The organism is uncultured Friedmanniella sp. (assembly GCF_964244285.1).
Lineage (GTDB): Bacteria > Actinomycetota > Actinomycetes > Propionibacteriales > Propionibacteriaceae > Microlunatus.
The window spans coordinates 306089-330331 of sequence record NZ_CAXTHT010000004.1; the positions used below are offsets into that span (position 1 = coordinate 306089).

Below are 24243 nucleotides of genomic sequence, written 5' to 3' on the forward strand. Positions count from 1 at the left end.
GACGATGTACCTCGCTGAGGGCGTCAAGAACGCCCGCCTGAGTGGCGGCACGCTGCGTCGGATCGCCACCGGCAACGTGCTCGCCCTGGGTCTGACCAGCCTGTTCACCGATGTCTCCTCGGAGATGGTCAGTGCCGTGCTGCCGGCCTACCTGGTGCTCGGCCTGCACCTGAGCATCTCGCAGTACGGCGTTCTCGACGGCCTGTACACCGGTTCGACCGCGTTCACCCGGCTGCTCGGCGGCTACCTGGCCGACCGCTTCCGACGGCGGAAGGTGGTCGCCCTGGTGGGCTACGGACTGTCCGCCGTGGCCAAGATCGGCCTGCTCGGCACCGCCGACGTGCCGTCGGCGGTGGGTGCGGTGATCGTCGCCGACCGGACCGGCAAGGGGGTCCGGACCGCTCCCCGGGACGCGCTGATCGCCTCCTCGGTGGACGGGCGCGACCTCGGCCAGGCGTTCGGCGTGCACCGGGCGATGGACAGCGTCGGCGCCTTCCTGGGCCCGCTCGCCGCCCTCGGCCTGCTGCTGCTGGCCAGCTCGGAGGGCTACCGCGCCGTTTTCGTCGGCAGCCTGTGCGCCGCGGTGGTCGGCCTGGTGGTGCTGGCGCTGTTCGTCCGCGAGGGCCAGCCCGACCGCTCCCTGCATCCCGCGCCCGACCCTGACCCCGACCCGGAGCGCGGGCTGCGGGTGCGTCGGCTGCTGGCCGCCGGCACGTTCCGGCGGCTCTGTGTGGTGGCGGCCCTGCTCGGCCTGGCCACGGTGGGCGACGGCTTCGTCTACCTGGTGCTGCAGGACCGCGACGACCTGCCGGTCCGCGCCTTCCCGCTGCTGGCCGTGGGCACGAGCCTGGCCTTCCTCGTCCTCGCGGTCCCCCTCGGCCGGCTCGCCGACCGGCTGGGCCGCTGGCCGGTCGTGGTGACCGGCTACGGCTGCCTGCTGGCGGTGTACCTGCTGCTGAGCTCGGGCGCCGGGCCGATCTGGCTGGTGCTCGCCCTGTACGGGGCCTTCTACGCCGCCACCGACGGCGTCCTGGTGGCGCTGGCCGTCCCGCTGGTGCCCGAGCACCTGCGGACCACCGGGCTGGCGCTGCTTCAGACCGGGCAGGCGCTCGCCTACGTCGTCTCGTCGGTCGTCTTCGGGCTGCTCTGGCAGCACGTCGGCGTCCAGACGGCCTGCCTCACCGCGGCCGGCGTCGCCGCCCTGCTCCTGCCGTTCTGCGCGTTGCTGCTCCGGGGGACGAGGCGGGTGGCGTGACCACCCGGACGAAGATGCTGCTGACCGTCCTGGTCACGCTGGTGATGGCCACCACGGCCGTCGCCTGGGCGCTGACCAGGCCTGCACCTCAGGTCGAGGTCGATCCTGCGGTGGACCTGCGGACGCCGGGGATGGTCGTCCGGGACACCGCGACGGGCCGGCTGGCGGTGGTGCGCTCGGACGGGTCCCGGGCGCAGACCCGGGTCAGCTGCGCGCGGGTGTTCACCGCGGCGGGCCGAGCCGTCTGCCTCCGCGCGGACGACAGCGCACCCGGCACGTTCGCCCTCGATGTCGTGAACCCGGACCTGTCGGTGTTGCGGACGCTGCCGATCAACGGCGTGCCGACCCGGGCCCGGTTGTCGGCGGACGGCCGGATGGTGGCCTGGACGGTCTTCGTGGCCGGCGACTCCTACACCAGCTCCGGCTTCTCCACCCGCTCGGGCATCCTCGACACCGAGACCGGCGTGCTGAACACCAGCCTGGAGGACTTCCGGCTCGTCGACGCCGAGGGCAAGGGCGGGTCGCCCCCCAAGGACGCCAACTTCTGGGGCGTCAGCTTCGCCGCCGACGACAACACCTTCTACGCCACCATGGCCACCGGCAAGCACTTCTACCTGGTCCAGGGCGACGCCACCGCCGAGACCGTGAGCGTGCTCGCGGACGGCGTCGAGTGCCCCTCGCTCTCCCCCGACGGAACACGGGTCGTCTACAAGCGTCGGCTGCCGGACCTCACCTGGCGGCTGGAGGTCTACGACCTGGGCAGCGGCCACCGGACGCCCCTCGCCGAGCCGGGCAACGTCGACGACCAGGGCACCTGGCTGAACGACCACACCATCGGCTACGGGAAGCTCGACCCCGCAAGCGGTCGGATCGACGTCTGGTCCGTGCCGGCCGACGGGTCCGACCAGCCGAGCGAGCTCGCCGCCGACGCCGAGTCGCCCTCACCGCCGACGGTCTCCTGAACCTGCCGCCCCACCCTCCCAGAGCCTGCTGCCCACCGTTCCGTGAGCCTCTCGAAGGGCGCGTCAGGCGTCCACGACGGTGACCGTGTGCCGACCGGGCTCGCGGTACAGCGGGTAGAGCGGACCGACGAGGTGGGCCGCGGCGGCGTAGGAGTACCAGACCGGACCGCCCAGCCGCTCCTCGGCCTCGGTGGTGAGCACGATGCGGTCCGGGTGGGTCACGCTCGGGCCGTCCTGGCGGCGTACGAGGTCGAGGTCGGTGCCGAGCAGGTCGCGGGCGTTCGCCTCGCCGATCCGGCCGTAGGAGAGGGTCTCCACCTCCAGCCCGGAGACGACGACCTTGGCCACGTTCACCTCGCCGACCGTGATGGTGGCCGCGAGCACGTCGTGACCGGCGCTGGAACCGCGGCCCGCCAGACTCTCGAGCACGTGGTCGAGCAGCGGCTGGCCGGCCTGGGGCTCAGCTCCGCCGGTCAGGATCGAGTCGTAGTCGACGTGGTGGCGGCGGTCGGGTCCGGTCAACCGGCTCAGGTCCTCGGTGGAGAGGTCTCGCCAGACGCGCATGGCCTCGGTCGCGCGCACCTCCCCCGCCCCACCCAACGCAGCCCAGTAGCGGTCCGGGGCCAACGGACGCGAGCGCTCGGCCGGTCCGAAAGCGAAGGTCTTGCGGACCCGGGAGTTGGCGTACTCGAGCACGGCCTTGGTCAGGCTGACCTCCGCCGAGGGGTGAGCGGCCTCACCGCACGCCGTGACCTGGATCTTGGACCCCGGCGTGGGGTCGACGCCCATCACGTAGGTCGAGCAGACCCCCAGCTCGCTCGCGGCGTGCTTGAGCACCAGCTCGACGCCGGACTGCTCGACCCGGGCGACCAGCGCCGCCACCGAGGCAGGCAACCCGGCCCGGTCGATCTCGGGCGAGCGGGAGTCCAGTGCCCGGAAGCGGAGCCCGTTGGTGTGCCGCTGCAGGATCTCCAGCAGACCGTGGGTCAGCGGGCGGACCGGGTCCAGGCCGGCGCCCAGCCCGTTGGTGATGGGCGTCAGCAGTGGCTCGTACCCCGACGCCAGGTCACCCGGCTCGCTGGCCACGAGCTCGACCGGCACCCACACCTCCCCACCGGTCCGGACGCGGGTCATCGGCAGCCAGGTGCGCGGCATCGTCTCGACGTAGGCGCTGCCGGCGGGCAGGCACAACGTCCGCGGGTCGGCGACCCCCTCGGTGCCGAGCTGGGCGACCAGCTCGGCGTAGCAGGCCTGACGGGCCCGGGGCCGCAGCCGTTCCACCGCTGCCGCGGCCAGGACGCCCTCGGCCAGCTCACCGAGCCCGCTCAGGCGGGCGGCATCAAGGTCGGCACCATAGCCATTGCCGTGCGCCACGAACTCGCCGCCCGACAGCAGCGAGCAGCTGGTCACCGGCACGCCGATCCGGTCGAGGGACGAGATGTCGAGGTCGAGAACCTCCCCGAAGCCCGCGAGCACGTCGGCGAAAGCGGTCAGCGAGTCAGCCACCTCGTGACTGTATGCCCCCTCCCCCGCTCAGGCCGCCACGCCGGCCTCCTCACCCTCCTCGCCCCCGGGAGCCTCACCACCCTCGTCAGCCCCAGGGAGCCGGAGCCCGAACAGGACCTCGACGCAGGCGTGGAGGTCGAACCGTTCTCCGGCCCAGCCGGGCCGGATGGTCCGGGCGTCCGGATGGTCCATCCCGGTCACCTCGGCCAGCGCGGCGCTCGCCCGTTCGCGCTGCCTCGCCAGCTCGTCCTTGAGCTGGTCGTTGAGGTGGTGGGGCAGCCGTTCGGCGCTGTACCAGGATCGGTGCAGGGTGCCGTCGGGCATCAGGAACTCCCATCGAGCCACCGCACCGGCCGCCGCCGAGGAAGGGCGGATGGTCATGGCGCCCTCGTGCACGCAGGTGTGGTGGAACCGGCAGAGCAGGACGAGGTTGTCCAGGTCCGTCGCTCCACCGGCGGCCCACGCCACCCGGTGGTGGGCCTGCAGGTGCCGGACCTGAGAGCAGCCAGGGAACTGGCACATCCGGTCACGCACCATCAGGGCCCGCCGCTGTCCCCGGGACACGAGCCGCCGCGCCCGGCCCAGCGCCAGCACCTCGCCACCCTGCACGATCGCGCCGAGCACCTGGCCGTCGCAGGCCAGCCGCCGAGCCGTCTCGGGCTCGACGGGACCGACACCCGTCACCTCGCAGAGCGGGCCAGGCGCGCCCGTCGCCGGCGTTCCCGCGGGAACGCTCGGCTCCAGCTGATCAGCGTCGACGTGGACCACGACGAGCGTCCGGTCCTCCCCGGACCGGTCTTCCGGAGTGCCGGCGAGGAACCCGCGCGCCACGTCCAGCAGCGCGTCGGCGGAGGAGTAGACCGGGTCGGCCGGCACCTCCGGCTTCGAGGGGTCCGGTGTGGCCGGCGGGGCGCCGAGCTGGCCCTTCGCGGCGGTGATGGCGGCCACCAGGACGGCACCCTCCTCCGCGGGCAGCCGGACCGACACCGTCAGCGTGCCGTCCTCTCGGTAGCGCCACGACACCGAGCGTCTGACCTGCTGGGCCATCCGGGACCCGTCCGCGGCCCGGAACCCGGCGATCGTCCGAGCCAGCTGGGACGCCGTCGCCGTCAGCGCCAGCTCGCACAGCCGGGACTCCTCGACCACGTCGACCACCCGGGTCGCTTCCCGCACCTTCGAGTAGGAGAGCCGCCCGGCCGCGAACGCCTCCCGCACCGTGGGCATCCGACGAAGGGCTCGCGCCACCCGCACCCGCTCCCGCGCCGCTCCTGGTGACATCGAGCAGGTCCAGCTCAGCCAGTGGGCCAGGGACTTCACCCCGGACCACCACCGCACGGCACCGGTCGCGTCGAACTCACCGACCAGGTCCAACAGCTGGCACTCCGATCGTGCCGCCGTCGCCGCCGCCGCGCAGATCCGGCCCGCCAGAGCCTCCGCAGCGGCCCGCTCCCGCGAGGAGGCGACCTGCTGCGCTGTCGGCTCGCTCTGGACCGCCAAGGCCATCCCGGCGTAGCGACCTGCCACCACTCCGTGTCCCTCATGCACCGCCACGACTCCCCCTTCGAACACGTGTTCTGATACTCAGAACGCTACGGGAGGGTGCCGACAGTTCTGTCGAGCCTCGTCAGCGGCTGTGGCCAGACTCGATGGGTCCGGCGCCAACGTTCCCGCGGGAACGTTCCCGCGCGGGGCACCGACCCGTCGTGGTGGACTGGCCGGGTGAACGATGCCGACCCCGAGGACCCCGACGAGATCGGTGGCACGACGGCGGGGCTGTCTCAGGTCGTCCTCACCGACGAGCAGCGCCACATCGGCGTCCCGATGTTGCTGCACACCGCGGGGACGCTGCCGACGCCGGATGATCAGCCCGCCTTCAGCACCGCTGGGTACCTGCGGCAGGCCGCGCTCGGCCGACGACTGCTCGAGACCGGCGCGACAGGCGGCGCCGCCGGGAACGGGGGCCCGACGACGGCCCGCCTGCTGACGCTGAACTTCCATGCCGTTCCGGCCGAGTACCGCCGCGCCTCCGCCGAGCGCGTCCGGCGCGTCCTGGACCTCGGGGAGCCGTACGACCCGGACGCTGCCGACGACGGACTGCGGGTGATGGTGGCGTGGTACGACGGCGAGCGCGAGACCGCGCTCTGGGCGGCCGACCTCTGCGCCGGGCTCGGGGTGCGGGCCTTCTACTTTCCCGTCGAGCACACGATGCTGGAATCCGGGCCGCGGGTGAGCGATGAGGACCTGCGGTCGATCGCCGGGCAGCACGAGCTCTGCTTCCACACGTCGACGCACCGCTCGGCGGCGGAGGTCACGACGGCCAACCGGGATTCCGAGGTCGTCGAGCCCTTGGCCAGGCTCACCCGGGCTGCTGGACGCGTGCCGCGGCTGGCGGCCTGGCGTGGCGGTGCCCGCTTCGACCCCGAGACCCTCGGGGACCGGCTGATCCAGGGGGCCGGCGTGCGACACGTCGTCTCCAACTGGTCGGTCGAGCCGGTCCCAGCCGCCTTGGGGCTTGACCCTGACACGGTGTCATAGCGCAGAACATGCTCATGTTGTCCATCGGAGACTTCGCACGACTCGGCCAGGTGTCGGTCCGGATGCTGCGGCACTACGACCACATCGGCCTGCTCACCCCGGCGCAGACGGATCCCTCGTCCGGGTACCGCTACTACGCCCCTTCCCAGCTCGCCCGGCTCAACCGGGTGATGGCGATGAAGCAGCTCGGCTTCGGGCTGGACGAGGTGCGTCGACTGCTCGACGACGCCTTGGCGCCGGACGAGCTGCGGGGCATGCTCCGGCTTCGGCAAGCCGAGGTCGCGAGCGAGCACGACCTGGCGCTGATGCGGCTGGCCGGGGTCGAGCACCGTCTCCGTCTCATCGAGAAGGAGGATCAGTTGTCCGAGATCGAGTACGTGGTGAAGAGCCTGCCCCCACGGACGCTCGCCGCGCGACGAGCCTCGGTGGCCACGCCGGCCGACATCGGCACCGTGGTGGAGCCGCTGTTCGGCGAGCTGGCGGCGGCTGTGCAAGCGGCTGGTGGGTGCCCCGAGACCGGGGTGGCCGTCTACGACCTCGACCCCGACCGGGACGACGACGCGCTGCGGATGGTGGTCGGCTACGACTACTCCGGCGCCCCGGCTCCCGGCTTCGAGGTCGTGGCGCTGCCCGCCGTCGAGCAGTGCGTCTGTGCGGTGCACCTCGGGTCGATGAACACCATCGGTGACTCCTGGCAGCAGCTCATCCTCACGCTGGAGCCCCACGGCTGGGCCCCGGCCGGACCAGGCCGCGAGGTCTACCTCCGCGCCTGGCCCCAGGACGACCAGTCCGACTGGGTGACCGAGCTGCAGCAACCGGTCCGCCACCGCTGAGGTCCGGACGGGGTGAGGTCTACCGGGCCGGACGCCGCTGCTGCTCGCGGCGTTCGGGGTGGCCCGCTCTCAGAGGTAGGTCTTGGGCAGCGGTGCGGCGTACTCGGAGCGGGTGCTGGTCCGCAGACCCAGCTTGACCATCGACTCCACGAGCAGGACGCCAGCGGTCACGCCGTCGATCACCGGCACCCCGACCTGCTCAGACACGTCGGCGCAGAAGTCGGCCATCCCGGCGCAGCCGAGGACGATGCTGTCCGCTTCGTCGTACTCCACGGCCCGGCGGCAGTGGTCGACCACCAGCTTGCGCGCCTCCGAGCCCGGCTCGTCCAGCTCCAGCACCGGCACCTCGCAGGCGTAGATGCTGCGGCACTTGCCCGCGTAGCCGTAGCGCTGGACGAGGTGCTCGGCCTGGCCCATGGTGCGGGCCAGGGTGGTGACGATACTGAACGAGCGGCCGAGCATCGTGGCCAGGTGCATTCCCGCCTCGGCGATGCCCACCACCGGACCGGACGCGAGCTCGCGGCAGGCGTCGAGTCCCGGGTCGCCGAAGCAGGCGACGACGTAGCCCGAGACGCCGGCTGCCTCGCCCGCGCCGATCTCGCGCAGCAGGCCGGGGACGGCCAGCGCCTCGTCCAGGTGGCTCTCGATCGAGGCGGGGCCGGAGGCGTTGGTGACCCCGACCAGCTCGGTGCCGGGGTCCACCAGCGGCCGGGCGCAGGCCAGCATCTTGTCTGTCATGGCCACGGTGGTGTTGGGGTTCACCACCGCGATCCGCCGTACCGGCCGGGTCCCCGCCCCGACGCTCACGGTTACTTGCCCACGCCGTCGGTGGCGAGCTCGCAGTCGGTGTCGAGGCCGGTGATCCGCGGGCTGCGGCGCTCCAGCAGCCAGAAGGCCGCGAAGCCGAGCCCACAGCCGAGGAACCAGCTGAAGTCACCGGCGTGGGACAGGATCGCGCTGGAGGACTTCGCCCACACCACGCCGCCGATCAGCACCATGGTGATCGCCGGGATGCCGCCGATCAGCACCGCGGCCACGGCGTTCGGGTTGTAGCCGTTGCGGAACCAGTAGCGCCCCGTGGTGCTCATCGTGTACATCTCGTCGACCCAGACCCGCTGCTTGCTGACCAGGTAGTAGCCGGCGATGAGGATGCCGAACAACGGGCCGATCAGCGCACCGAGAATCCCGAGGGTGAAGAGGATGCCCTGGTCGCTGTTGTACCAGTTCCACGGGGTCAGCAGGACCGACCCGACCGCGGCGATCATGCCGCCCATCCGCCAGCTGATCTTCTTGGGGTTGACGTTGGAGAAGTCGAACGCGGGTGAGATGAAGTTGGCCACGATGTTGATGCCCACGGTGGCGATGACGAAGGTCAGCCCGCCGAGCAGGATCGCGAAGGCGGAGTCGATGCGCTCCACGGTCTTGATGGGGTCAGTGATCATCTCCCCGAACACCGGGACGGTCGCGGAGGCGGTGACGACGGTGAGGATGGAGAAGAAGAGGAAGTTGATCGGCAGCCCCAGCGTGTTACCCCGGCGGACGGCCTTGAAGGAGCGCGCGTACCGGGAGAAGTCGCCGAAGTTCAGCATCGGGCCGGAGAAGTAGGAGACCACCGAGGCGATCGCGGCGATCATCACGGGGATGGAGGCGGCGAAGCTCAGGTGCTTGGTGCTCAGGTTCAGGCTGATGTTGCCGATCCCGGCCTTGGCGACGAGGTAGACGCAGAGCGCGATCATGACCACGTAGACGGCCGGGCCCGCGAAGTCGATGAACTTGCGGATCGCCTCCATCCCCCGCCAGAAGACGGCGGCCTGGGCCACCCAGAGGATCGCGTAGCAGAGGTAGCCGAGCGGCGAGAGACCCAGGAACGTCGTGGAATCCAAGCCTGCGGAGAATCCCGGGAAGAACTTGAGGAAGATGATCATGAGCGAGGTGGCGGCCAGGTAGGTCTGGACGCCGTACCAGGCGATGGCGATGCAGCCGCGGATGATGGCCGGGATGTTGGCCCCGCGGACGCCGAAGATCGCCCGGTTGATCACCGGGTACGGGACCCCGCTGACCTGGCTGGGCTTGGCCACCAGGTTGCAGAAGAACATGACGATCAAGATGCCGATGACCAGCGAGACGAGCACCTGCCAGCTGGCGATGCCGAGGGAGAACAGTGCGCCGGCGGTGACGTAGCCGCCGACGCTGTGCACGTCGGACATCCAGAAGGCGAAGATGTTGTAGCTCGACCACGTCTGCTTGCGCAGCGGCGCGAGGTCGGTGTTGGCCAGCCGGTCGTCGTACTCCGGCTTGACCAGGCCGTCCCCACCGGGGTGCCCGGGGGTCTCGGTGACGTCGTGGTGGGTGTCCAGCGAGTTCGCGGTGTCCGTCATGGGAATCCTCCTTCGAGGGCGCGCTCGAGGGGGCGCGCAGCACCGCTCACGCTAGGGACTGCGGTCAGTCCGGAGGTTGCGCCGATGTAACCGAACGGTGACGTTCTCCCCGTGGACCCGCCGTCAGCGACTGACGAGCTCGACCAACGTGGTCGCGGTCCGCAGGTTCCGCACGGTGGCGGTCACGCCCAGCAGGGCCGCGAACTTCACCGCGAGCTTGCTGTTCGCCTGGCCGTGGCCGTACTCGACCCACACCTCGAGACCCGAGAACCGGTACGGCTCGTCGGTCGCGGCCAGGGCGGCGACCCGCTCCTGCGCCCCGTCGGTCGCCGGGCCGGCGAGGAAGGCCACGGTCACCCGGCTGGGGTCGCCGCCAGGGAACGGGTTCGCCGCCACGACTGCGGACAGCTGCTCCGCGGTCCGGACGACCACGTCCGCGTGCAGCCCGAACGTGTCCTCGATGCCCTGCTCGAGGCGGCTCCGCACCGTCTCCGCATCCTCGTCAGCCACCAGCAGCAGGTTGCCGGAGTTGAGGTGGGTGGACACCTGCTCGTACCCGCGCTCGCTCGCCATCGTCCGCAGGGCCGGCATCGCGACCCGCTTGGCCGTCCCCACGTTGATGCCGCGCAGCAGGGCGACGTAGCGGGTCATGATGAGATTCTGGCACCCGATGAAAGAGGAATGCATGGGACTTCGCTGGTACAGCGTGGTGGTCGACTGCCGTGACGTCGCCGCCCAGGCCGCCTGGTGGGCCTCGGCCCTGGGCTGGCGGACGGAGTACGAAGCCGAGGACGAGGTGGTGCTGGTGCCTCAGCACGCGACCCCGGAGCTGCTGGACTCGCTGCCCTGGGAACAGGTGCCGCCCGGGCTGGTGTTCGTGCCGGTCCGAGAGGGCAAGACGGTGAAGAACCGCCTGCACCTCGACCTGGCCCCGCACACCAGCGACGACCGGGACGCCGAGATCGCCCGGCTGATCGCCTCCGGCGCCACTCGCGTGGACGTCGGTCAGGACGACTCGGCGACCTGGGTGGTGCTCGCCGACCCCGAGGGCAACGAGTTCTGCGTGCTGTCCTCACGAGACCGCTGACCCGGGCGGCCCGGGGGTCGGTGACGCGTCCTCAGGGACGGGCTGCCAGCGCGGCGAGGGGGCCGGCGACCCAGCGCCGGACGGCGGCCCGGTGCGACAACCGGACCACGACCAGCTCGGGCCGCTGCTCCACCAGCGCCAGCACCCGCGTCCGGGTGCTGGCGTGGGTGGACCACGCCCACCGGACGATGTGCTCCGGATCGGTGAAGATCGTCCACAACGAGGCCTCGACGTTCCCGTTCCACAGGACCTCTCGGCGCAGCCTCCGACGAAGGGTGCGCCGGACCACCTGGTGCATCACCCGCGGCCGGCTCAGGTCGAGCCAGACCAGCAGCTGCGCGCGCCCGGCGACCAGATCCCGCACCGGCCCGTACTGCCACTCCGTGACCCAGGCCGGACCGGCGACGAAGCGGTGGACGTCGTCCTCGAAGGTCGGCCTGGGCACCCAGCCGGGCCCGTGGAACAAGGCGTCGATCTCCACGTGCGGGAGGCCAAGCCGTTCACCGACCGCTCGGGCCAGCGTCGTCTTGCCCGATCCCGAGGTGCCCGCGACCACGATGCGCCGGGGGCGGCCGGGCAGCGGGTCGTCTGCGGTGAGGAGCGGCACCCGCCCAGCGTAGGAAGGCCCCGACGTGAGCGAACGGGAGGACCGGCAGCAGCAGGGCGGGGCTCTGGCCTAGGATCCCGGACGAGGTCGGTCGGCCGTCGGGCCGGTCCGCAGGACGGAGAGCGGGCAGATGGCCGGTGGGCACGAGGTCGCGTCCCCGGAGGCGGTGAGCGAGACGGAGCGGGCGGTGCTCGGACCGGTGACGGCCCCGGCTCTCCACGCGTTCCTGGACGGCTACGCCCGACGGCACCTCGGCAGCGGCATCGGGCGGGTCCGCTTCCGTGCTGGACGGATCGATGTGGTCTGGGGGGTCGAGCTCGACGACGGCCGCGCGGTCGTGCTCAAGGCCCATCGACCTCCCGTGGACCTGCACGCCCGGCGAGCCGCCAACGACGCTCAGCTGGTCCTCAGCCGAGCCGGCTTCCCCTGCCCGACGCCACTCTCCGGTCCCGACGAGACGGGCGGCCACGTCCTCACGGCGGAGAGCCTGCAGGAGGGCGCGACACCGGATGGTCGCGATCCGGCCCACCGACGACTGCTCGCGGCGGGACTGGCCCGGCACATCGCCGTGCTGCGCGAGGCTCCGGACCTCCTCAGTCGAGCCGGTCCAGGGCCGTCGTGGTGCCACTACCAGGCGGGCCCGTGGCCCGTGCCCCACGACAGCGTCGTCGACTTCAGTACGACCCCGCCGGATGAGGCGTGGCTCGACGACTTCGGACGCCGGGCCGCCGACCAGATCCTGGCTCACCGGGACCGGTACGCGGTGGTGGTCGGGCACGCCGACTGGTACGGCGGCAACACCGTGGTCGCCGACGGCGAGCTGGTGGGCACGTTCGACTGGGAGCTGGTCGCCGACCGCGAGGCCGTCATCGCCGGCTTCGCCGCCGCCTGCTACGCGGCCAGCTCGACCGGTGGCGGCGGTCTGTCGACGCCGGAGGAGGCCGCCTGGTTCCTGCAGGACTTCGACACCGCGCGGGGCACGCCACTGTCCGACGGGGAGCAGCATCTGGCGGCCGGAGCAGCCGCGTGGATCGTCGCCTTCAACGCGCGCTGGCAGGTGGCCCTGCGCGGCCAGGGCCGGAGCAACGACCCCGACCTGGTCGAGCTGGTCCGTCGCCGGCAGCAGGACTACCTTTCTCTGACCTGGTAGGGGCGGGAGTCGGGCAGAGTGGCGCCATGACCCCACGGCTGGTCGACCTCGCCGAGCACCCCGAGCTGGTCGGTGCCGTCGCGGAGCTGCGATGGCGCGCGTGGGGAGACGCCGTGCAGGACCTCTCCCACTGGGTGGCGGTGACGGCCCGCGAGGCCGGGCACGACCTGCCCCTCACGCTGGCGGCGGTCGGCCCGGACGGTGACGTCTGGGGCGGGGCGGCGCTGGACCGGACGGACGACGGGCTGAGCGACGCGGAGCGGGCCGGCCGCACGCCATGGCTGCTGGGTCTGGTGGTCGCCCCTGGCCACCGGCGGCAGGAGGTCGGCCGCCTGCTGGTGTCCGCGGTCCACGCCGAGGCCGCCCGACGGGCGCACCTCCGCTTGTGGGTGGCGACCGGTGGGCCGGCCGTGGCCTTCTACCGGCGGTGCGGGTTCGTCGACGCCGAGACGTTCGTCCTCCGGTCCACCGGCGAGCCGACCACGGTCCTCGGCCGGCTGCTCGACGACTCGACGCTGGTGTGGCCGGAGGTGGCGCCGACGTGGGGGCGGGTGCGGCTGCGGGCGTTCGTCGGAACCGACGTGGCCATGGTGCGGGAGCTGGCGAGCGACCCGTACCTGCCGCTGATCGGCTCGCTGCCCGCTGACGCCGACGAGGCCGGCGCCGAGGCGTGGATCGGGCGCCAGCAGGGCCGGCTGGATGAGGGGGTCGGCTTCAGCTTCTGCGTGGCCGACCGGTACGACGAGCCGCTCGGGAGTGCCGGGCTGTGGACCCGTGGCCTCGTCGGCGGACGAGCCACGGCCGGCTACGCGATCCGTCCGTCGGCCCGCGGTCGTGGTCTGGCCGTCGACGCGCTGCGGTCGCTGACCGACTTCGGCTGGACCCTGCCCGGCCTGCACCGGATCGAGCTGTACGTCGAACCGGACAACGTCGCCTCCCGACGGACCGCCGAGCGAGCCGGCTACCGCTGGGAGGGGCGGCTCCGCCGGCACCAGGAGATCGGCGGCCGCCGGCGCGACATGGACCTGTACGCAGCCCTGCGCTGACCCGGCTGACCCCGGGCCGCCCGGTAAGCCGCTCGACAGGGACCGAGGATCGGTGCGACAGTCCGGCCATGCCCGATCACCCCACACCCGTTGAACCCGTACCCGACCGACCAAGCTCCGCCGTCGTCGCCGAGCGCGAGGACACCCGCACCGACGGCCCCATGACCGGGAACGAACGGGCTGTCCTCGACCACTGGCTCGAGCTCTACCGCGAGACCGTGCTGCTCAAGATCGCCGGCCTGGACGCCGACCAGCTCGCCGCCCGGTCCTCGCCCCCGTCGTCGTTGAGCCTGGTCGGGGTCGTACGGCACCTGACCGAGGTCGAGGCCTACTGGTGGCGGGTCGTCCTGCTCGACGATCAGGACGTCACCGACTACTACTGCACCCCCGAGAGTCCCGACGGGGACTTCGACGACGCCACCCCCGCGACCGCCGCAGCCGACGTCGCCGCCTACACCTCGGAGCTGGTCACCGTTCGGGCCGTCGCCGCCTCCTGGAGTGACCTCGACCTCCTGGCCCGAAGCACCCGGCGCGGCAAGGCCGTCAACCTCCGCTGGATCCAGACCCACCTGATCGAGGAGTACGCCCGCCACCTCGGCCACATGGACCTGCTCCGCGAAGCCGTCGACGGCCGCACCGGCTACTGAGATGGGCCGCCGTCAGTCCGCCGTGATGGTCACGGTCCGGGTGACGCCGGTGATCCGCGCCGTGCCGCTGTAGCGGACCTGCAGTCGGTACCGCCCCTTGGCCAGCCGGCCGAGCGTCACGACCCTCGTGCCGCTGCTCCCGGGCATCAGCGCGAGGGTCTGCGTCCGGTTCACGCCGGGCCCGCTCAGCCGGACGCGCAGGTCGCCCGCGGGTGAGGTCGCCCCGGCCACCCGTACGAGCAGGGTCGGTCGCGGGGCACGACCCGCGCGGACCCGGCGGGGCACGGTCACGGTCAGGCGGGCGGCGGTCCGCGTCGGGGCGAGGACGTCGGCGACGTCGAGGCTGCGGAAGACGATCCGCTCGTGCCAGGACGTCCGGCCGGTCTCGTAGAGCACGCCGACGCTGCCGTCATCGAGCTGCACCAGGTCGGAGTAGGACGCGGGCCGGCTGTCCAGCTGGACGTCGTACGGCGCTGCCCACCCCCGTCCGGCCGTGGCCCCACGGCTGGCGAACAGCGCCATCTGGTGCCGCCGACGCGGGTCCTGACCGGCCGGTGAGGAGTAGAGGAGGACTCCCGCATGGGTGCCGGTGAGGGCCAGCGCGCTGCCCTGGACCGACACCACCGGCAGCCCGGCCCGCCGGAAGGGCCCGGTGAGAGTCCGACCGCCGTCGAGGGAGTAGGCGCCGACGCGGCCGCGGCCGACCGCCGCAGGACCCCGGGAGTGGTAGCTGACCCAGAGCCGGCCGTCGGCCAGCTCGGCGACGGTGCCCTCGATCCGCGCGTCAACGGTCAGCGCGTGGTAGCCGACGGACCAGTGCACGCCGTGGTCGTCACTGACCAGGCCGTAGGTGCCGTAGCGGTCCCCTGACTTGTAGCCCAGCGGCACGACGATCCGGCCGCGGTGCGGGCTGGCCGGGTTGTGCAGCTGGATCGCGTGGCCCGGGCCGGTCAGCCCGCCCTTCCAGCCGGGCGTGTGCGCCAGGTCCAGCCGGGCGTCGGCGTAGGAGGTGAAGGTCAACCCGTCGTCGGTGCTGCGCTGCAGGTGGAGGCCGCGACCGCCGGGCCCGGCGCTGGGCCGGCCCACCCGGGGTCGGTCGACGGTGAGCAGCAGGACCGTGCCGGTCGTGGTGTCGACGACCGGTGCCGGGTTGCCCACGGTGTCGGTGCCGGAGTCGGCCACCACCCGCGGAGCGGTCCAGTGGCAGCCGCGGTCGACCGAGCGCGCCACCACCACCTCGGTGTCGGAGAGGTCGCTCGCCACCGCCGTGCTGCGCCGTCGTTCGGCGAACGCGACCAGCGTGCCCCGCGGCGTGGCCACGAGAGCCGGGATGCGGTAGACCATCCGCTTCGGCACCGAGGTGAGGAAGGGCGTCGCGGTGCACCGCGCGGGGAGCGACGACGTGGGGGTGGGCCCGGCCTGGGCCGAGCTCGACGTGGGCTGCAGGCCCAGGACCAAACTGAGGACTGCGAGGACAGATCCGGTCAGGGGGTGGCTGGTCATCGGGTCGGGCCTCCGTGTCGGCCCCGAGCCTGCCGCTGAGTCTAGGTGCGGGACCTGCCGGCCGCAGGCCGTCCGCCGACCCGACCGCCGGAGACCCAGGCGCTGTAGGAGCGCAGGGAGGCGTTCCCGGGCCGGCGGAGCCAGGGCCAGGGGTGCAGCTCGGTGACCTGCAGCTGTGCGGCCCGACGCGCCCAGCCGGGGACGGGGGCGTAGGTCGTGGCGAGCCGACGCCCCGCGAGCTCGGCGACCGGATCGCCCCGCCGCACCTCGAGCGGTCGGGTGCTCGCCAGCTCGCCGAGGGTCTCGGCCAGGAAGACCAGTCGCTTGCCCGAGAGACGCAGCCGGCGCAGCAACGGCTCGTCGAAGACGAAGACGGCGGGTCGGCCGACGTCGGCCGCGAGCGCGGGGTCGTCGACGCCCAGGGACTCCGCAGTCAGCCAGGTCACCTCGCCGTCCTGGCCCTCCATCGTCTCGGGGCCCGCGGGCGTCGGCCCGGTCCCGAGGTCGGGTCCCTCCACCGCCGGTCCGAGGTCGGCGTCGGGCCACCCCTGGACCGGGCAGGTTTGGCGTAACGGGCAGTGCCGGCACAGCTGCGGCGCGCGCTTCTCGACCTGCCAGCGGCTGAAGCCGTACGCCTTGCCGCTGCCGGTCCCGGTCGTCCACTGCCAGCCGAGCCGGTTCGCGGCGCGGGACCCGTCCAGCAGGTGCGCGAACATCTGCTGCTCACCCTCGCGCCACTCGGCGCCGGCCCGGACGCTCCACTGGGAGGCGAGCCACATCCGGGTCTGGTTGACCAGCCAGCCGTCGCGGTGCAGCTCACCCACCACGAAGTCCATGCACGCCATCTCCGCGGGCCACGGCTCCCCCGCCCAGACGGTCGACCGGGGCTGCTCGCGACGTAGCGGTCGCCCCAGCGCCGGGCCGGTCCGGGCGTAGAGGTGTCGGGCGTACTCAGCCCAGAGCAGCTCGTCGCGGTAGCGCTTCCGGTCCCCGGCCGGGGCACCGGCGACCGCCGCCCACACCTGCGGCAGCGGCAGCAACCCGTACCGGATGTAGGGGGACAGCTGGCTCGCCCCCCGCCGCGACTCGGGCAGGACGGTGCTGCGGTTGCGGGCGTACCCGGTGATGTCGAGCTGGGCGAGCGCGGCATCCGCCGCGGCCTGTCCGCCACGGAAACCACCAGCGGCCACGCCCTCGGGCCCCTCGAGGGTCAGGTCGCCCAGGTGAGCGGCGACCCAGTCCAAGACGTCCTCGGGATCGGCGGGCGGGGTGGGGAGCAACGGCACGTGCTCACTTCCACCGGGGCACCGGCCCCGGATGCGACCGGTCTGCGAAGGCTGGGCATGGCGGGACGGGCCAGCTGGAGCGATTGTCCCGCATACACCCGTCACTATCGCGCCAGGTGAGCAGGCCGACAGGGGCCCGGGCCGGTGAGAACTGCTCAGGCGGTCTTGACCCAGCGTCCCCAGTCGTTCTGGCGGCAGTAGCCAGCCGCGAGCCACAGCCGGTGCCCGAGCTCGTTGTCGTCGAGGACCATGGCGTCGAAGCGTCGGGTAGAGGGATCTCGAGTGAGGGCACACCTCATCGTCGTCGACGCTCACCCTCGCCCGCCCGCTGGTACGGCCTGGGCGCAGCAGTGGGCGCCGGGAGGTCCCGACGCCCGCTGCCCTGCAGGGCCCAGCTCGGACGCCCTGCCGCTCGAGGAGCCTGCGGGCTCAGACCCCCTGCAGCTTGCCGGCGCGCGGGCGGATGAAGATCGCCCAGGTGACGGCGAAGCAGATGGCGTAGAAGACGAGGAAGGCGACGTAGGCGCCGTCGCCGTTCTTCAGGGTCAGGAAGGACTGGCGGAAGGCCAGGTTGACCAGCACGCCGCCGAAGGCGCCGATCGCCCCGGCCAGGCCGATCAGTGCGCCGGACCGCTTGGTGGCGAGCCGGGCGGCCTCGACCTCGTCGGCTCCGGCACCGGTGGACAGCTGGGCCTTGGCGCTGAAGATCGCCGGGATCATCTTGTAGACGGCACCGTTGCCCAGACCCGAGAACACGAACAGGATCACGAAGCCGACCAGGAACAGCGGCAGCGAGTTCGCCCGGGAGGCGAGCAGCACCACCACCGCACCCAGCGCCATCGCCACGAAGTTCCAGAAGGTGACCAGCGAACCCTTGTACCGGTCAGCGAGCGCACCCCCCACCGGACGGATCAACGAGCCGAGCAGCGGCCCGAGCCAGGTCAGCGCGGCGGCCTTGAGCGGAACCGGGAACTGGCCGGGGAACTGGACGAGCAGCACCTGGCCGAAGGCGAAGCCGAAGCCGATGAACGAGCCGAAGGTGCCGATGTAGAGCAGGGAGATGACCCAGGTCTGGTAGTGCCCGGTCACCTCACGGATGGCGCCCTTGGCGTTGGAGTTCTGGCTGAGGTTGTCCATGGTCAGGGCCGCCCCGAGCGCCGCCAGCAGGATCAGCGGGATGTAGATCGCGACCATGGCGCGGGGGTGCGTGGCGCCGACGGTGGCCAGCACGAGCAGGCCGACAAGCTGGACCACCGGGACGCCGAGGTTGCCGCCGCCGGCGTTGATGCCGAGCGCCCAGCCCTTGAGGCGGGAGGGGTAGTAGGCGTTGATGTTGGTCATCGACGACGCGAAGTTACCGCCGCCCACCCCGGCGAGCAGCGAGACCAGGAGCAGCGTGGTGAACGAGACGCCCGGCTTGAGCACGAGGGCGATGGCGATGGTCGGCAGCAGGAGCAGCAGCGCGGCCACGATGGTCCAGTTGCGGCCGCCGAACTTGCCGACCGCGAAGGTGTAGGGGATCCGCAGGACCGACCCGACCAGGGTCGGCAGCGCGGTGAGCAGGAACTTCTGGGCCGGGTCGAAGCCGTAGTCCTTACCCAGGAACAGCACCAGCACCGACCACAGGCTCCACACCGAGAAGCCGATGTGCTCGCTGAGGACGGAGAAGATCAGGTTGCGTCGGGCGATCGACTTGCCTTGGGTGTTCCAGAAGTCCAGGTCCTCGGGACGCCAGTCGTCGATCCAGCGCCCGCCTCGCCGTTGTTGAGGCGCCGCGGTCGCGGTGGGGGTGTTGACAGTGGTCATGGTGTCTTCCTCGCAGGTTGGGCCAGTTCTCAGCGGGTGAGGACGATCTCGTCGCCGTCGACGCGAACCTCGTAGCGGCGCAGAGGCTCGGCCCCGGTGGTGGAGCACCCGGTGGCGAGCTCGAACGCGTTCAGGTGAAGCGGGCAGATCACGTGCGTGCTGTCGGTCTGGCCGTCAGCGATCGGACCGCCGCGGTGGGGGCAGACCGCCGAGAGCGCGTGCACCTCGCCGTTGCGCAGCCGGAAGACGGCCACCTGTTCGCCCTCGACGTCGAAGGCCCGGCCCTCCCCGTACGGGATCTGCTGAACGGTGCCGAGCCGGTGCTCTCTCCCCTCAGGGGGGCGACCCCCTGAAACCCCCGCGCTGGCCAGCACGCTCACCAGGACCCCCCGAGCAGCTCGGCGGCCCGACCGGCGGGGACGTGCGGCAGGACCTCCAGGGGCAGGGCGGTGCGGAACTGGCCGGGGGTCATCGGCTCCCGCCCCTGGGTCCACGGGTCGACGTGGGTGTCGGCGTGGAGCTGGACCTCGGCGTCCAGCCGCGCGGCGATCCCATCTCGGTCCTCGACCACCACCGCCCGGATCTCTTCGATCCCGACCCGCGGCACCCAGGCGTACGTCCGCTCGAGCCAGTTGGCACTCTCGCGGTAGTACTGCAGGAAGCGCCCGGTCAGCAGCTTCGCCTCATCGGCGGAGTCGACGGTGCCGAGCAGGTCGCCCTTGCGGATGTGGGCGCCGGCCGCGCCGCCGACGTAGAGCTCCCAGCGACCGCCCTCGATGGCCACGATCCCCACGTCCTTGCAGAGCGACTCCGCGCAGTTGCGCGGGCATCCGGACACGGCCAGCTTCATCTTGGCCGGGCTCTCCATCCCGGCCATCCGGGTCTCGATCTCGACCCCGAGCTTGGTGGAGTCGCCGGTCCCGAAACGGCAGAACTCCTGCCCGACGCAGGTCTTGACCGTGCGGAAGGACTTCCCGTACGCGTAGCCGGACGGCATGTCGAGGTCGGCCCAGACGCCCGGCAGGTCCTCCTTCTTGATCCCCAGCAGGTCGATCCGCTGGCCGCCGGTCAGCTTGACCAGGGGGACGGCGTACTTGTCGGCCACGTCGGCGATCCGGCGCAGCTGCTCGGGGGTGGTCACCCCGCCGCGCATCTGCGGCACGACGGAGAAGGTCCCGTCCTTCTGGATGTTGGCGTTGACCCGGTCGTTGATGAACCGGGAGTCCTTCTCCTCGGCATATCCTTCGCCGTACATCATCTTGAGCAGCGAGGCGAGGCCCATCTTTGACTTGGCGTCCTCGGCACCGTCCGGGGCGAGTGCGGCGAACACCGCCGACGGCGTGGTCAGGCCCTGCTCGCGGATGATCTCCATCAGTGGTGCCTTGGCCATCGGGATACCGGGCACGTAGTACCCGGCCGACGGGTCCTCCTCAACCGCGCCACCGGCCGCGTGCTCCACCAGCTGGGCGACCAGACCCTTGCAGGTGCCGCAGCCCTTACCCGCCCTCGTCTTGTCCATCACGCCGGTCACCGTCTTGCACCCGGCCCCGACGCAGTCGACGATCGCCTTCTTGGACACCCCGTTGCAGTTGCAGACCTGGGCGTCGTCGGCGAGCTCGGCGACCCCCACCTCCTCGGTGGGACCGCCGAGGTCGAACATCAGCTCCACCCGCGCCTCGGGCAACGGCAGCCCGCGGTCGAACGCCTGCTGCAGGAACGCCACCTTCGTGCTGTCGCCCAGGAGGGTGGCGCCGATGATCTTGTCGTCCCGGATGACGATCGACTTGAACGTGCCCCGCCGCGGCTCGGAGAAGACGATGTGCTCGTCGCTCTCCTTCTCCGGTCCGAGGACGCCCATCGAGGCCACGTCGACCCCGGCGACCTTGAGCTTGGTCGCGGTGCGGGAGCCCAGGTAGGCATTCGTCGGGTCGGCACCGGTGATCTGGTCGGCCAGCACCACCGCCTGCTCCCAGAGCGGGGCGACCAAGCCGTAGACCTCGCCGCGGTGCTGCACGCACTCCCCCACCGCGTACACGTGGTCGTCGTCGGCGGTCCGCATGAAGTCGTCGACGACGATGGCCCGCTCGACCGCGAACCCGCTAGTCAGCGCCACCTCGGTGTTGGGCCGGATGCCGGCGGCGACCACGATCAGGTCGCACTCCAGCTCGGTGCCGTCCTTCAGTCGGACGCCGCGGACCCGGTCCGGACCCCAGACCGCGGTCGTGCGGGTGCCGGTGAGGATCGTGATTCCCAGGGCCTCCATCGAGAGCCGCAGGATCTCACCGCCCGCCGGACCGAGCTGGGCGTTCATCAGGTGCGAGGGCGAGTGCACGACGGTGACGTCGAGGCCGTGGCTCTGCAGGCCGCGGGCCGCCTCCAGGCCGAGCAGGCCGCCACCGATCACCAGCGCCCTGCGGTGGTCGTCGTGGGTGGCGTGCTCGATCATGCCTCGGGTGTCGTCGATGGTGCGGAACGCGAAGACCCCGGGCAGCAGGCTCCCGTCGGGGGTGTACAGGCCGTCCATCGGCGGCATGAACGAACGGCTGCCGGTGGCGATCACCAGGTCGTCGTAGGGCGTGACCTGGCCGTCGTCGCTGAGCACCACCTGGGCGTGCCGGTCGATCCTGGTGACCCGGACGCCGGCGTGCAGCGCGATGTCGTTCTCCTCGTACCACGGCAGCGAGTTGAGGAAGATGTCGTCGTGGGACTCCTCGCCCGAGAGGACGTGGCTGAGCATGATGCGGTTGTAGTTGCCGTACGGCTCGTCGCCGAACATCGTGATGGCGAACATCTCGGCGCCGCCACGGGCCAGGATCTCCTCCACGGCACGGGCGCCGGCCATCCCGTTGCCGACGACCACCAGCTGGCGCTTGGCTGGCGCGAGCATCAGTGCTCCACCAGACCCAGGTCGACCACGACGGTGCCGCTGAGGCCGACGGGCGCGGCCAGCTGCAGCTCGACCGCCGAGCCGCCGTCGATGTCCTCGACCACCCGCAGCGGGACGTGCACGCTCTCCTTGGCCCCGATCGGGAAGTAGCGCATCGGGACGCCGTCGCGCATCAGGACGACCACGACCAGCTCGCCGCTGGAGTTGCCACCGCGGAAGTACAGCGCCTGCGCGACGATCCCCTCGGGGACCACGTGGGTCAGCTCGGCGCTGACCGGCGAGGGCTTGTCCAGGCCGGCCCCCTCGAACGGGTAGATGCCCTGCAGGAAGCGGTTCTGGCTGATCATCGGGATGTCCTTACGTCGGTGGGGCTGGAGGCGCCGGTTCACGAGCTTGTTCGCGGGGTCAGGGGGGTCGTCCCCCCTGCGAGTCAGGGTCTGTCGGGGCGAGGTGCTGAGGAGGTGCTCGTCGTCGGGCGATCCGACCCTGGCCACCGCGACGGCGCAGACCTTGAAGGCGGGCATCCGCGAGTGGGGGTCCAGAGCGGGGTTGGTCAGGGCGTTCGCCGCCGAGGCGCCACCCCAGTGGAAGGGCACGAAGACGACGTCGGGGCGGATGTCGGTGTTGATGCTGGCGCGGAAGTTGGCCGCACCCCGCCGGGTCCTGAGCTGGACGATGTCGGCGACCTCGATCTTCAGGCTGCGGGCCAGGTCGGGGTGCAGCTGGACCTCGGGCTGGACCGCGGACTGCGCCGTCGCCAGGTGCCGCCGGGTCTGGGTGCCGCTCTGGTACTGGGCCATCAGCCGTCCGGTGGTCAGCACGTAGGGGAACCGTGCGTCGGGGCTCTCCTCCGGCGCCCGGTACTCGACCCGGAAGAAGCGGGCCCGGCCGTCGGCGGTCGGGAACGAGTCGCCGAAGAGCCGCGGTGTGCCCGGATGCGGCGGCTCGTCGGGCGCGGCCTGCGGGCAGGGCCAGAAGACGCCCTGCTCGGCCTCGATCCGCTCGTAGCTGATGCCGGAGTAGTCGGCGATCCCGCCGGCGCTGGCCCGTCGCAGCTCGTCGAAGACCTCACGCGGGTCGGTGGAGAAGTACCGGCCCCGGCCGAGCCGCTGGGCGAGCCCGTGCATCAGGTACAGGTCGTCGTGGACGCCGACGGGTGGTCGCAGCGCCTGTCTGCGGCGGATCACCCGGCCCTCGAGGTTGGTCATCGTGCCCTCCTCCTCCGCCCACTGGGCGGTCGGGAAGACGACGTCGGCCAGCTCGGCGGTCTCGGAGAGGAAGATGTCGGAGACCACGAGCAGGTCGAGAGCGGCCAGCCGCTCGCGGACCCGGTTGACGTCAGGGGCCGAGACCACCACGTTGGAGGCCAGCACCAGCAGTCCGCGGACCCCGCCCGGCGTGCCGAGCCGGTCGAGCATCTCGAACGCCGACAGGCCGGGCTGGGGCAGCTCCTCGGGGTCGATCCCCCAGACCGCGGCCACGTGCGCCCGGTCGGCCGGGTCGGTGAGCTTGCGGTAGCCGGGCAGCTGGTCGGCCTTCTGCCCGTGCTCGCGGCCGCCCTGGCCGTTGCCCTGACCGGTGATGGTGCCGTAGCCGGAGTACGGCTTCCCGGGCAGCCCGAGCGCCAGGGCCAGGTTGAGGAACGCCTGCGCGGTGTCGGTGCCGCTGCTGTGCTGCTCGGCTCCGCGGGCGGTCAGGACCATCGCGCTCGGTGCTGCCGCGAGGGCGCGGACCGTCTGCTCGAGCGCGGCGACCGGGACCCCGGTGATGCGTTCCACCCGGTCGGGCCAGTACGCGCTGACGCTGGCTCGGACCGCGCCGAAGCCGGTGGTCCGGTTCGCGATGTAGGTCTCGTCGACCAGGTCCTCCCGGATGGCGAGGTGCAGCAGGCCGTTGGCCAGGGCCAGGTCGGTGCCCGGGGAGGGAGCCAGGTGCAGCGACGCCCCCTTGGCCGTCGCGGTGCGGCGCGGGTCGACCACGATGTGGGTCGCCCCGGCGGCCCGGCCCTCGTCGAAGAACTGCATCGCGGGCGGCATGGTGGCCGCCGGGTTGGAGCCGACCAGCAGGATCGCCCGCGCCTGCGCGAGGTCGGCGAGCGGGAACGGCAGCCCGCGGTCGATGCCCAGGGCCTTGTTGCAGGCCGTGGCCGCCGACGACATGCAGAACCGGCCGTTGTAGTCGATCATGGCGCTGCGCAGCGCGACCCGGGCGAACTTGCCGAAGGCGTAGGCCTTCTCGTTCGTCAGCCCGCCGCCGCCGAAACAGCCGACGGCGTCGCGACCGGACTCCTCCTGCAGCGAGATGATCGTGCTCGCCACACGATCGAGAGCCTCGTCCCACGTCGCGGGCCGGAGCTCGCTGCCCCGGTCTCCGGGCACGCTGCGGACCAGCGGCGACAGGAGCCGAGACGGGTGGTCGAGCAGGCTGGTCGCGTTCCAGCCCTTCGAGCAGAGCCCGCCCCGGTTGGTCGGGAAGTCCGGCAGCGGCTCGAGCGTCGCCGGCCGGTCGCCGGCCACCACCGAGACTCCGCACTGCAGCGAGCAGTACGGGCAGTGCGTCGGGGTGGGGGTCCGCGTGGGGGTCACGGATGGGCCAGGGCTCACGCGCTCATCGTGGGTAACCGCTGTTACGGGCACCGGGACGATCCGTTACGACGATGGTGCCGTTCCCTCACACGCCCGACCGCGGACGGTGAGGCGCTGGTGCCCGGCAGTTACCGAGCAGAAATACCGGGGTAACGCCCGCTGCATAGATT

20 protein-coding genes are annotated in these 24243 nt (G+C 72.0%); 8 read left to right on the forward strand and 12 right to left on the reverse strand.

Annotated features, from left to right (window positions below):
* Nucleotides 1-4: 4 nt before the first annotated feature.
* Together ACFE7W_RS12645 and ACFE7W_RS12650 are read left to right on the forward strand one after the other, a co-directional pair.
* On the forward strand, nt 5-1255 hold the full coding sequence (locus ACFE7W_RS12645) for an MFS transporter (protein ID WP_375425149.1): 1251 nt from the start codon (nt 5-7) through the stop codon (nt 1253-1255).
* Nucleotides 1252-2217, forward strand: a complete 966-nt coding sequence (locus tag ACFE7W_RS12650; protein WP_375425150.1) for a hypothetical protein — start codon at nt 1252-1254, stop codon at nt 2215-2217. Before ACFE7W_RS12645 ends, ACFE7W_RS12650 begins: the two co-directional genes overlap by 4 nt.
* Before the next feature lie 63 nt (nt 2218-2280).
* Here the strand turns inward: ACFE7W_RS12650 and ACFE7W_RS12655 are convergent, their stop codons facing one another.
* Nucleotides 2281-3723: a YcaO-like family protein gene (locus ACFE7W_RS12655; protein WP_375425151.1), complete on the reverse strand. Its 1443-nt coding sequence runs from the start codon at nt 3721-3723 to the stop codon at nt 2281-2283.
* 27 nt (nt 3724-3750) lie between these two features.
* On the reverse strand, nt 3751-5250 hold the full coding sequence (locus tag ACFE7W_RS12660) for a DUF222 domain-containing protein (RefSeq protein ID WP_375425152.1): 1500 nt from the start codon (nt 5248-5250) through the stop codon (nt 3751-3753).
* A 192-nt stretch (nt 5251-5442) separates the two neighbouring features.
* Here ACFE7W_RS12660 and ACFE7W_RS12665 point away from each other — a divergent pair, with 192 nt between their 5' ends.
* Both ACFE7W_RS12665 and ACFE7W_RS12670 read left to right on the forward strand, forming a co-directional pair.
* Complete coding sequence (locus ACFE7W_RS12665; RefSeq protein WP_375425153.1) at nt 5443-6258, forward strand: hypothetical protein; 816 nt, start codon at nt 5443-5445, stop codon at nt 6256-6258.
* A 14-nt stretch (nt 6259-6272) separates the two neighbouring features.
* Nucleotides 6273-7091, forward strand: coding sequence for a MerR family transcriptional regulator (locus tag ACFE7W_RS12670; protein ID WP_375425154.1), 819 nt, complete (start codon nt 6273-6275; stop codon nt 7089-7091).
* 69 nt (nt 7092-7160) lie between these two features.
* Here the strand turns inward: ACFE7W_RS12670 and ACFE7W_RS12675 are convergent, their stop codons facing one another.
* The 3 genes from ACFE7W_RS12675 to ACFE7W_RS12685 form a co-directional block, all read right to left on the reverse strand.
* On the reverse strand, nt 7161-7898 hold the full coding sequence (locus ACFE7W_RS12675) for an aspartate/glutamate racemase family protein (RefSeq protein WP_375425155.1): 738 nt from the start codon (nt 7896-7898) through the stop codon (nt 7161-7163).
* Nucleotides 7899-7900: 2 nt separating this feature from the next.
* Complete coding sequence (locus ACFE7W_RS12680) at nt 7901-9469, reverse strand: NCS1 family nucleobase:cation symporter-1 (protein WP_375425156.1); 1569 nt, start codon at nt 9467-9469, stop codon at nt 7901-7903.
* A 123-nt stretch (nt 9470-9592) separates the two neighbouring features.
* Nucleotides 9593-10120 (reverse strand): DUF1697 domain-containing protein, encoded by a 528-nt coding sequence (locus ACFE7W_RS12685; protein WP_375425157.1) that lies wholly within the window; start codon nt 10118-10120, stop codon nt 9593-9595.
* Nucleotides 10121-10154: 34 nt separating this feature from the next.
* Between ACFE7W_RS12685 and ACFE7W_RS12690 the strand changes: the two genes are divergently transcribed.
* Nucleotides 10155-10556, forward strand: coding sequence for a VOC family protein (locus ACFE7W_RS12690; protein WP_375425158.1), 402 nt, complete (start codon nt 10155-10157; stop codon nt 10554-10556).
* A 31-nt stretch (nt 10557-10587) separates the two neighbouring features.
* Here the strand turns inward: ACFE7W_RS12690 and ACFE7W_RS12695 are convergent, their stop codons facing one another.
* On the reverse strand, nt 10588-11163 hold the full coding sequence (locus tag ACFE7W_RS12695) for an AAA family ATPase (RefSeq protein WP_375425159.1): 576 nt from the start codon (nt 11161-11163) through the stop codon (nt 10588-10590).
* Nucleotides 11164-11293: 130 nt separating this feature from the next.
* Between ACFE7W_RS12695 and ACFE7W_RS12700 the strand changes: the two genes are divergently transcribed.
* From ACFE7W_RS12700 to ACFE7W_RS12710, 3 genes are all read left to right on the forward strand, one after another.
* On the forward strand, nt 11294-12313 hold the full coding sequence (locus tag ACFE7W_RS12700) for a hypothetical protein (RefSeq protein ID WP_375425160.1): 1020 nt from the start codon (nt 11294-11296) through the stop codon (nt 12311-12313).
* Nucleotides 12314-12339: 26 nt separating this feature from the next.
* Nucleotides 12340-13359: a GNAT family N-acetyltransferase gene (locus tag ACFE7W_RS12705; RefSeq protein WP_375425161.1), complete on the forward strand. Its 1020-nt coding sequence runs from the start codon at nt 12340-12342 to the stop codon at nt 13357-13359.
* Between the two features lie 68 nt (nt 13360-13427).
* Nucleotides 13428-14006, forward strand: coding sequence for a DUF664 domain-containing protein (locus ACFE7W_RS12710; RefSeq protein ID WP_375425162.1), 579 nt, complete (start codon nt 13428-13430; stop codon nt 14004-14006).
* 12 nt (nt 14007-14018) lie between these two features.
* Here ACFE7W_RS12710 and ACFE7W_RS12715 read toward each other — a convergent pair whose 3' ends face one another.
* The 6 genes from ACFE7W_RS12715 to ACFE7W_RS12740 all read right to left on the reverse strand — a co-directional run bounded on the left by ACFE7W_RS12715 (nt 14019) and on the right by ACFE7W_RS12740 (nt 24091).
* Entirely contained in the window at nt 14019-15509 is a 1491-nt protein-coding gene (locus ACFE7W_RS12715; RefSeq protein WP_375425163.1) for an exo-alpha-sialidase, read from the reverse strand.
* A 41-nt stretch (nt 15510-15550) separates the two neighbouring features.
* On the reverse strand, nt 15551-16795 hold the full coding sequence (locus tag ACFE7W_RS12720; RefSeq protein WP_375425164.1) for an FAD-binding domain-containing protein: 1245 nt from the start codon (nt 16793-16795) through the stop codon (nt 15551-15553).
* Nucleotides 16796-17224: 429 nt separating this feature from the next.
* Nucleotides 17225-18601, reverse strand: a complete 1377-nt coding sequence (locus ACFE7W_RS12725) for a nitrate/nitrite transporter (protein ID WP_375425165.1) — start codon at nt 18599-18601, stop codon at nt 17225-17227.
* A gap of 29 nt (nt 18602-18630) precedes the next feature.
* Nucleotides 18631-18981: a Rieske (2Fe-2S) protein gene (locus ACFE7W_RS12730; protein ID WP_375425166.1), complete on the reverse strand. Its 351-nt coding sequence runs from the start codon at nt 18979-18981 to the stop codon at nt 18631-18633.
* Nucleotides 18978-21488 carry a nitrite reductase large subunit NirB gene (gene nirB / locus ACFE7W_RS12735; RefSeq protein ID WP_375425167.1) on the reverse strand — a complete coding sequence of 837 codons (2511 nt, stop codon included), beginning with the start codon at nt 21486-21488 and terminating at the stop codon, nt 18978-18980. Before nirB ends, ACFE7W_RS12730 begins: the two co-directional genes overlap by 4 nt.
* Entirely contained in the window at nt 21488-24091 is a 2604-nt protein-coding gene (locus tag ACFE7W_RS12740; protein ID WP_375425168.1) for a molybdopterin oxidoreductase family protein, read from the reverse strand. The genes nirB and ACFE7W_RS12740 overlap by 1 nt, the downstream gene beginning before the upstream one ends.
* Between the last annotated feature and the right edge of the window lie 152 nt (nt 24092-24243).

What these genes read in the sequence shown, in the direction of transcription:
- ACFE7W_RS12680 (WP_375425156.1), bottom strand. Translation starts at nt 9,469, where the DNA reads ATGACGGACACCGCGAACTCGCTGGACACCCACCACGACGTCACCGAG.
- ACFE7W_RS12725 (WP_375425165.1), bottom strand. Translation starts at nt 18,601, where the DNA reads ATGACCACTGTCAACACCCCCACCGCGACCGCGGCGCCTCAACAACGG.
- ACFE7W_RS12700 (WP_375425160.1), top strand. Translation starts at nt 11,294, where the DNA reads ATGGCCGGTGGGCACGAGGTCGCGTCCCCGGAGGCGGTGAGCGAGACG.
- ACFE7W_RS12690 (WP_375425158.1), top strand. Translation starts at nt 10,155, where the DNA reads ATGGGACTTCGCTGGTACAGCGTGGTGGTCGACTGCCGTGACGTCGCC.
- ACFE7W_RS12705 (WP_375425161.1), top strand. Translation starts at nt 12,340, where the DNA reads ATGACCCCACGGCTGGTCGACCTCGCCGAGCACCCCGAGCTGGTCGGT.
- ACFE7W_RS12685 (WP_375425157.1), bottom strand. Translation starts at nt 10,120, where the DNA reads ATGACCCGCTACGTCGCCCTGCTGCGCGGCATCAACGTGGGGACGGCC.
- ACFE7W_RS12715 (WP_375425163.1), bottom strand. Translation starts at nt 15,509, where the DNA reads ATGACCAGCCACCCCCTGACCGGATCTGTCCTCGCAGTCCTCAGTTTG.
- nirB (WP_375425167.1), bottom strand. Translation starts at nt 21,488, where the DNA reads ATGCTCGCGCCAGCCAAGCGCCAGCTGGTGGTCGTCGGCAACGGGATG.
- ACFE7W_RS12645 (WP_375425149.1), top strand. Translation starts at nt 5, where the DNA reads ATGTACCTCGCTGAGGGCGTCAAGAACGCCCGCCTGAGTGGCGGCACG.
- ACFE7W_RS12670 (WP_375425154.1), top strand. Translation starts at nt 6,273, where the DNA reads ATGTTGTCCATCGGAGACTTCGCACGACTCGGCCAGGTGTCGGTCCGG.
- ACFE7W_RS12710 (WP_375425162.1), top strand. Translation starts at nt 13,428, where the DNA reads ATGCCCGATCACCCCACACCCGTTGAACCCGTACCCGACCGACCAAGC.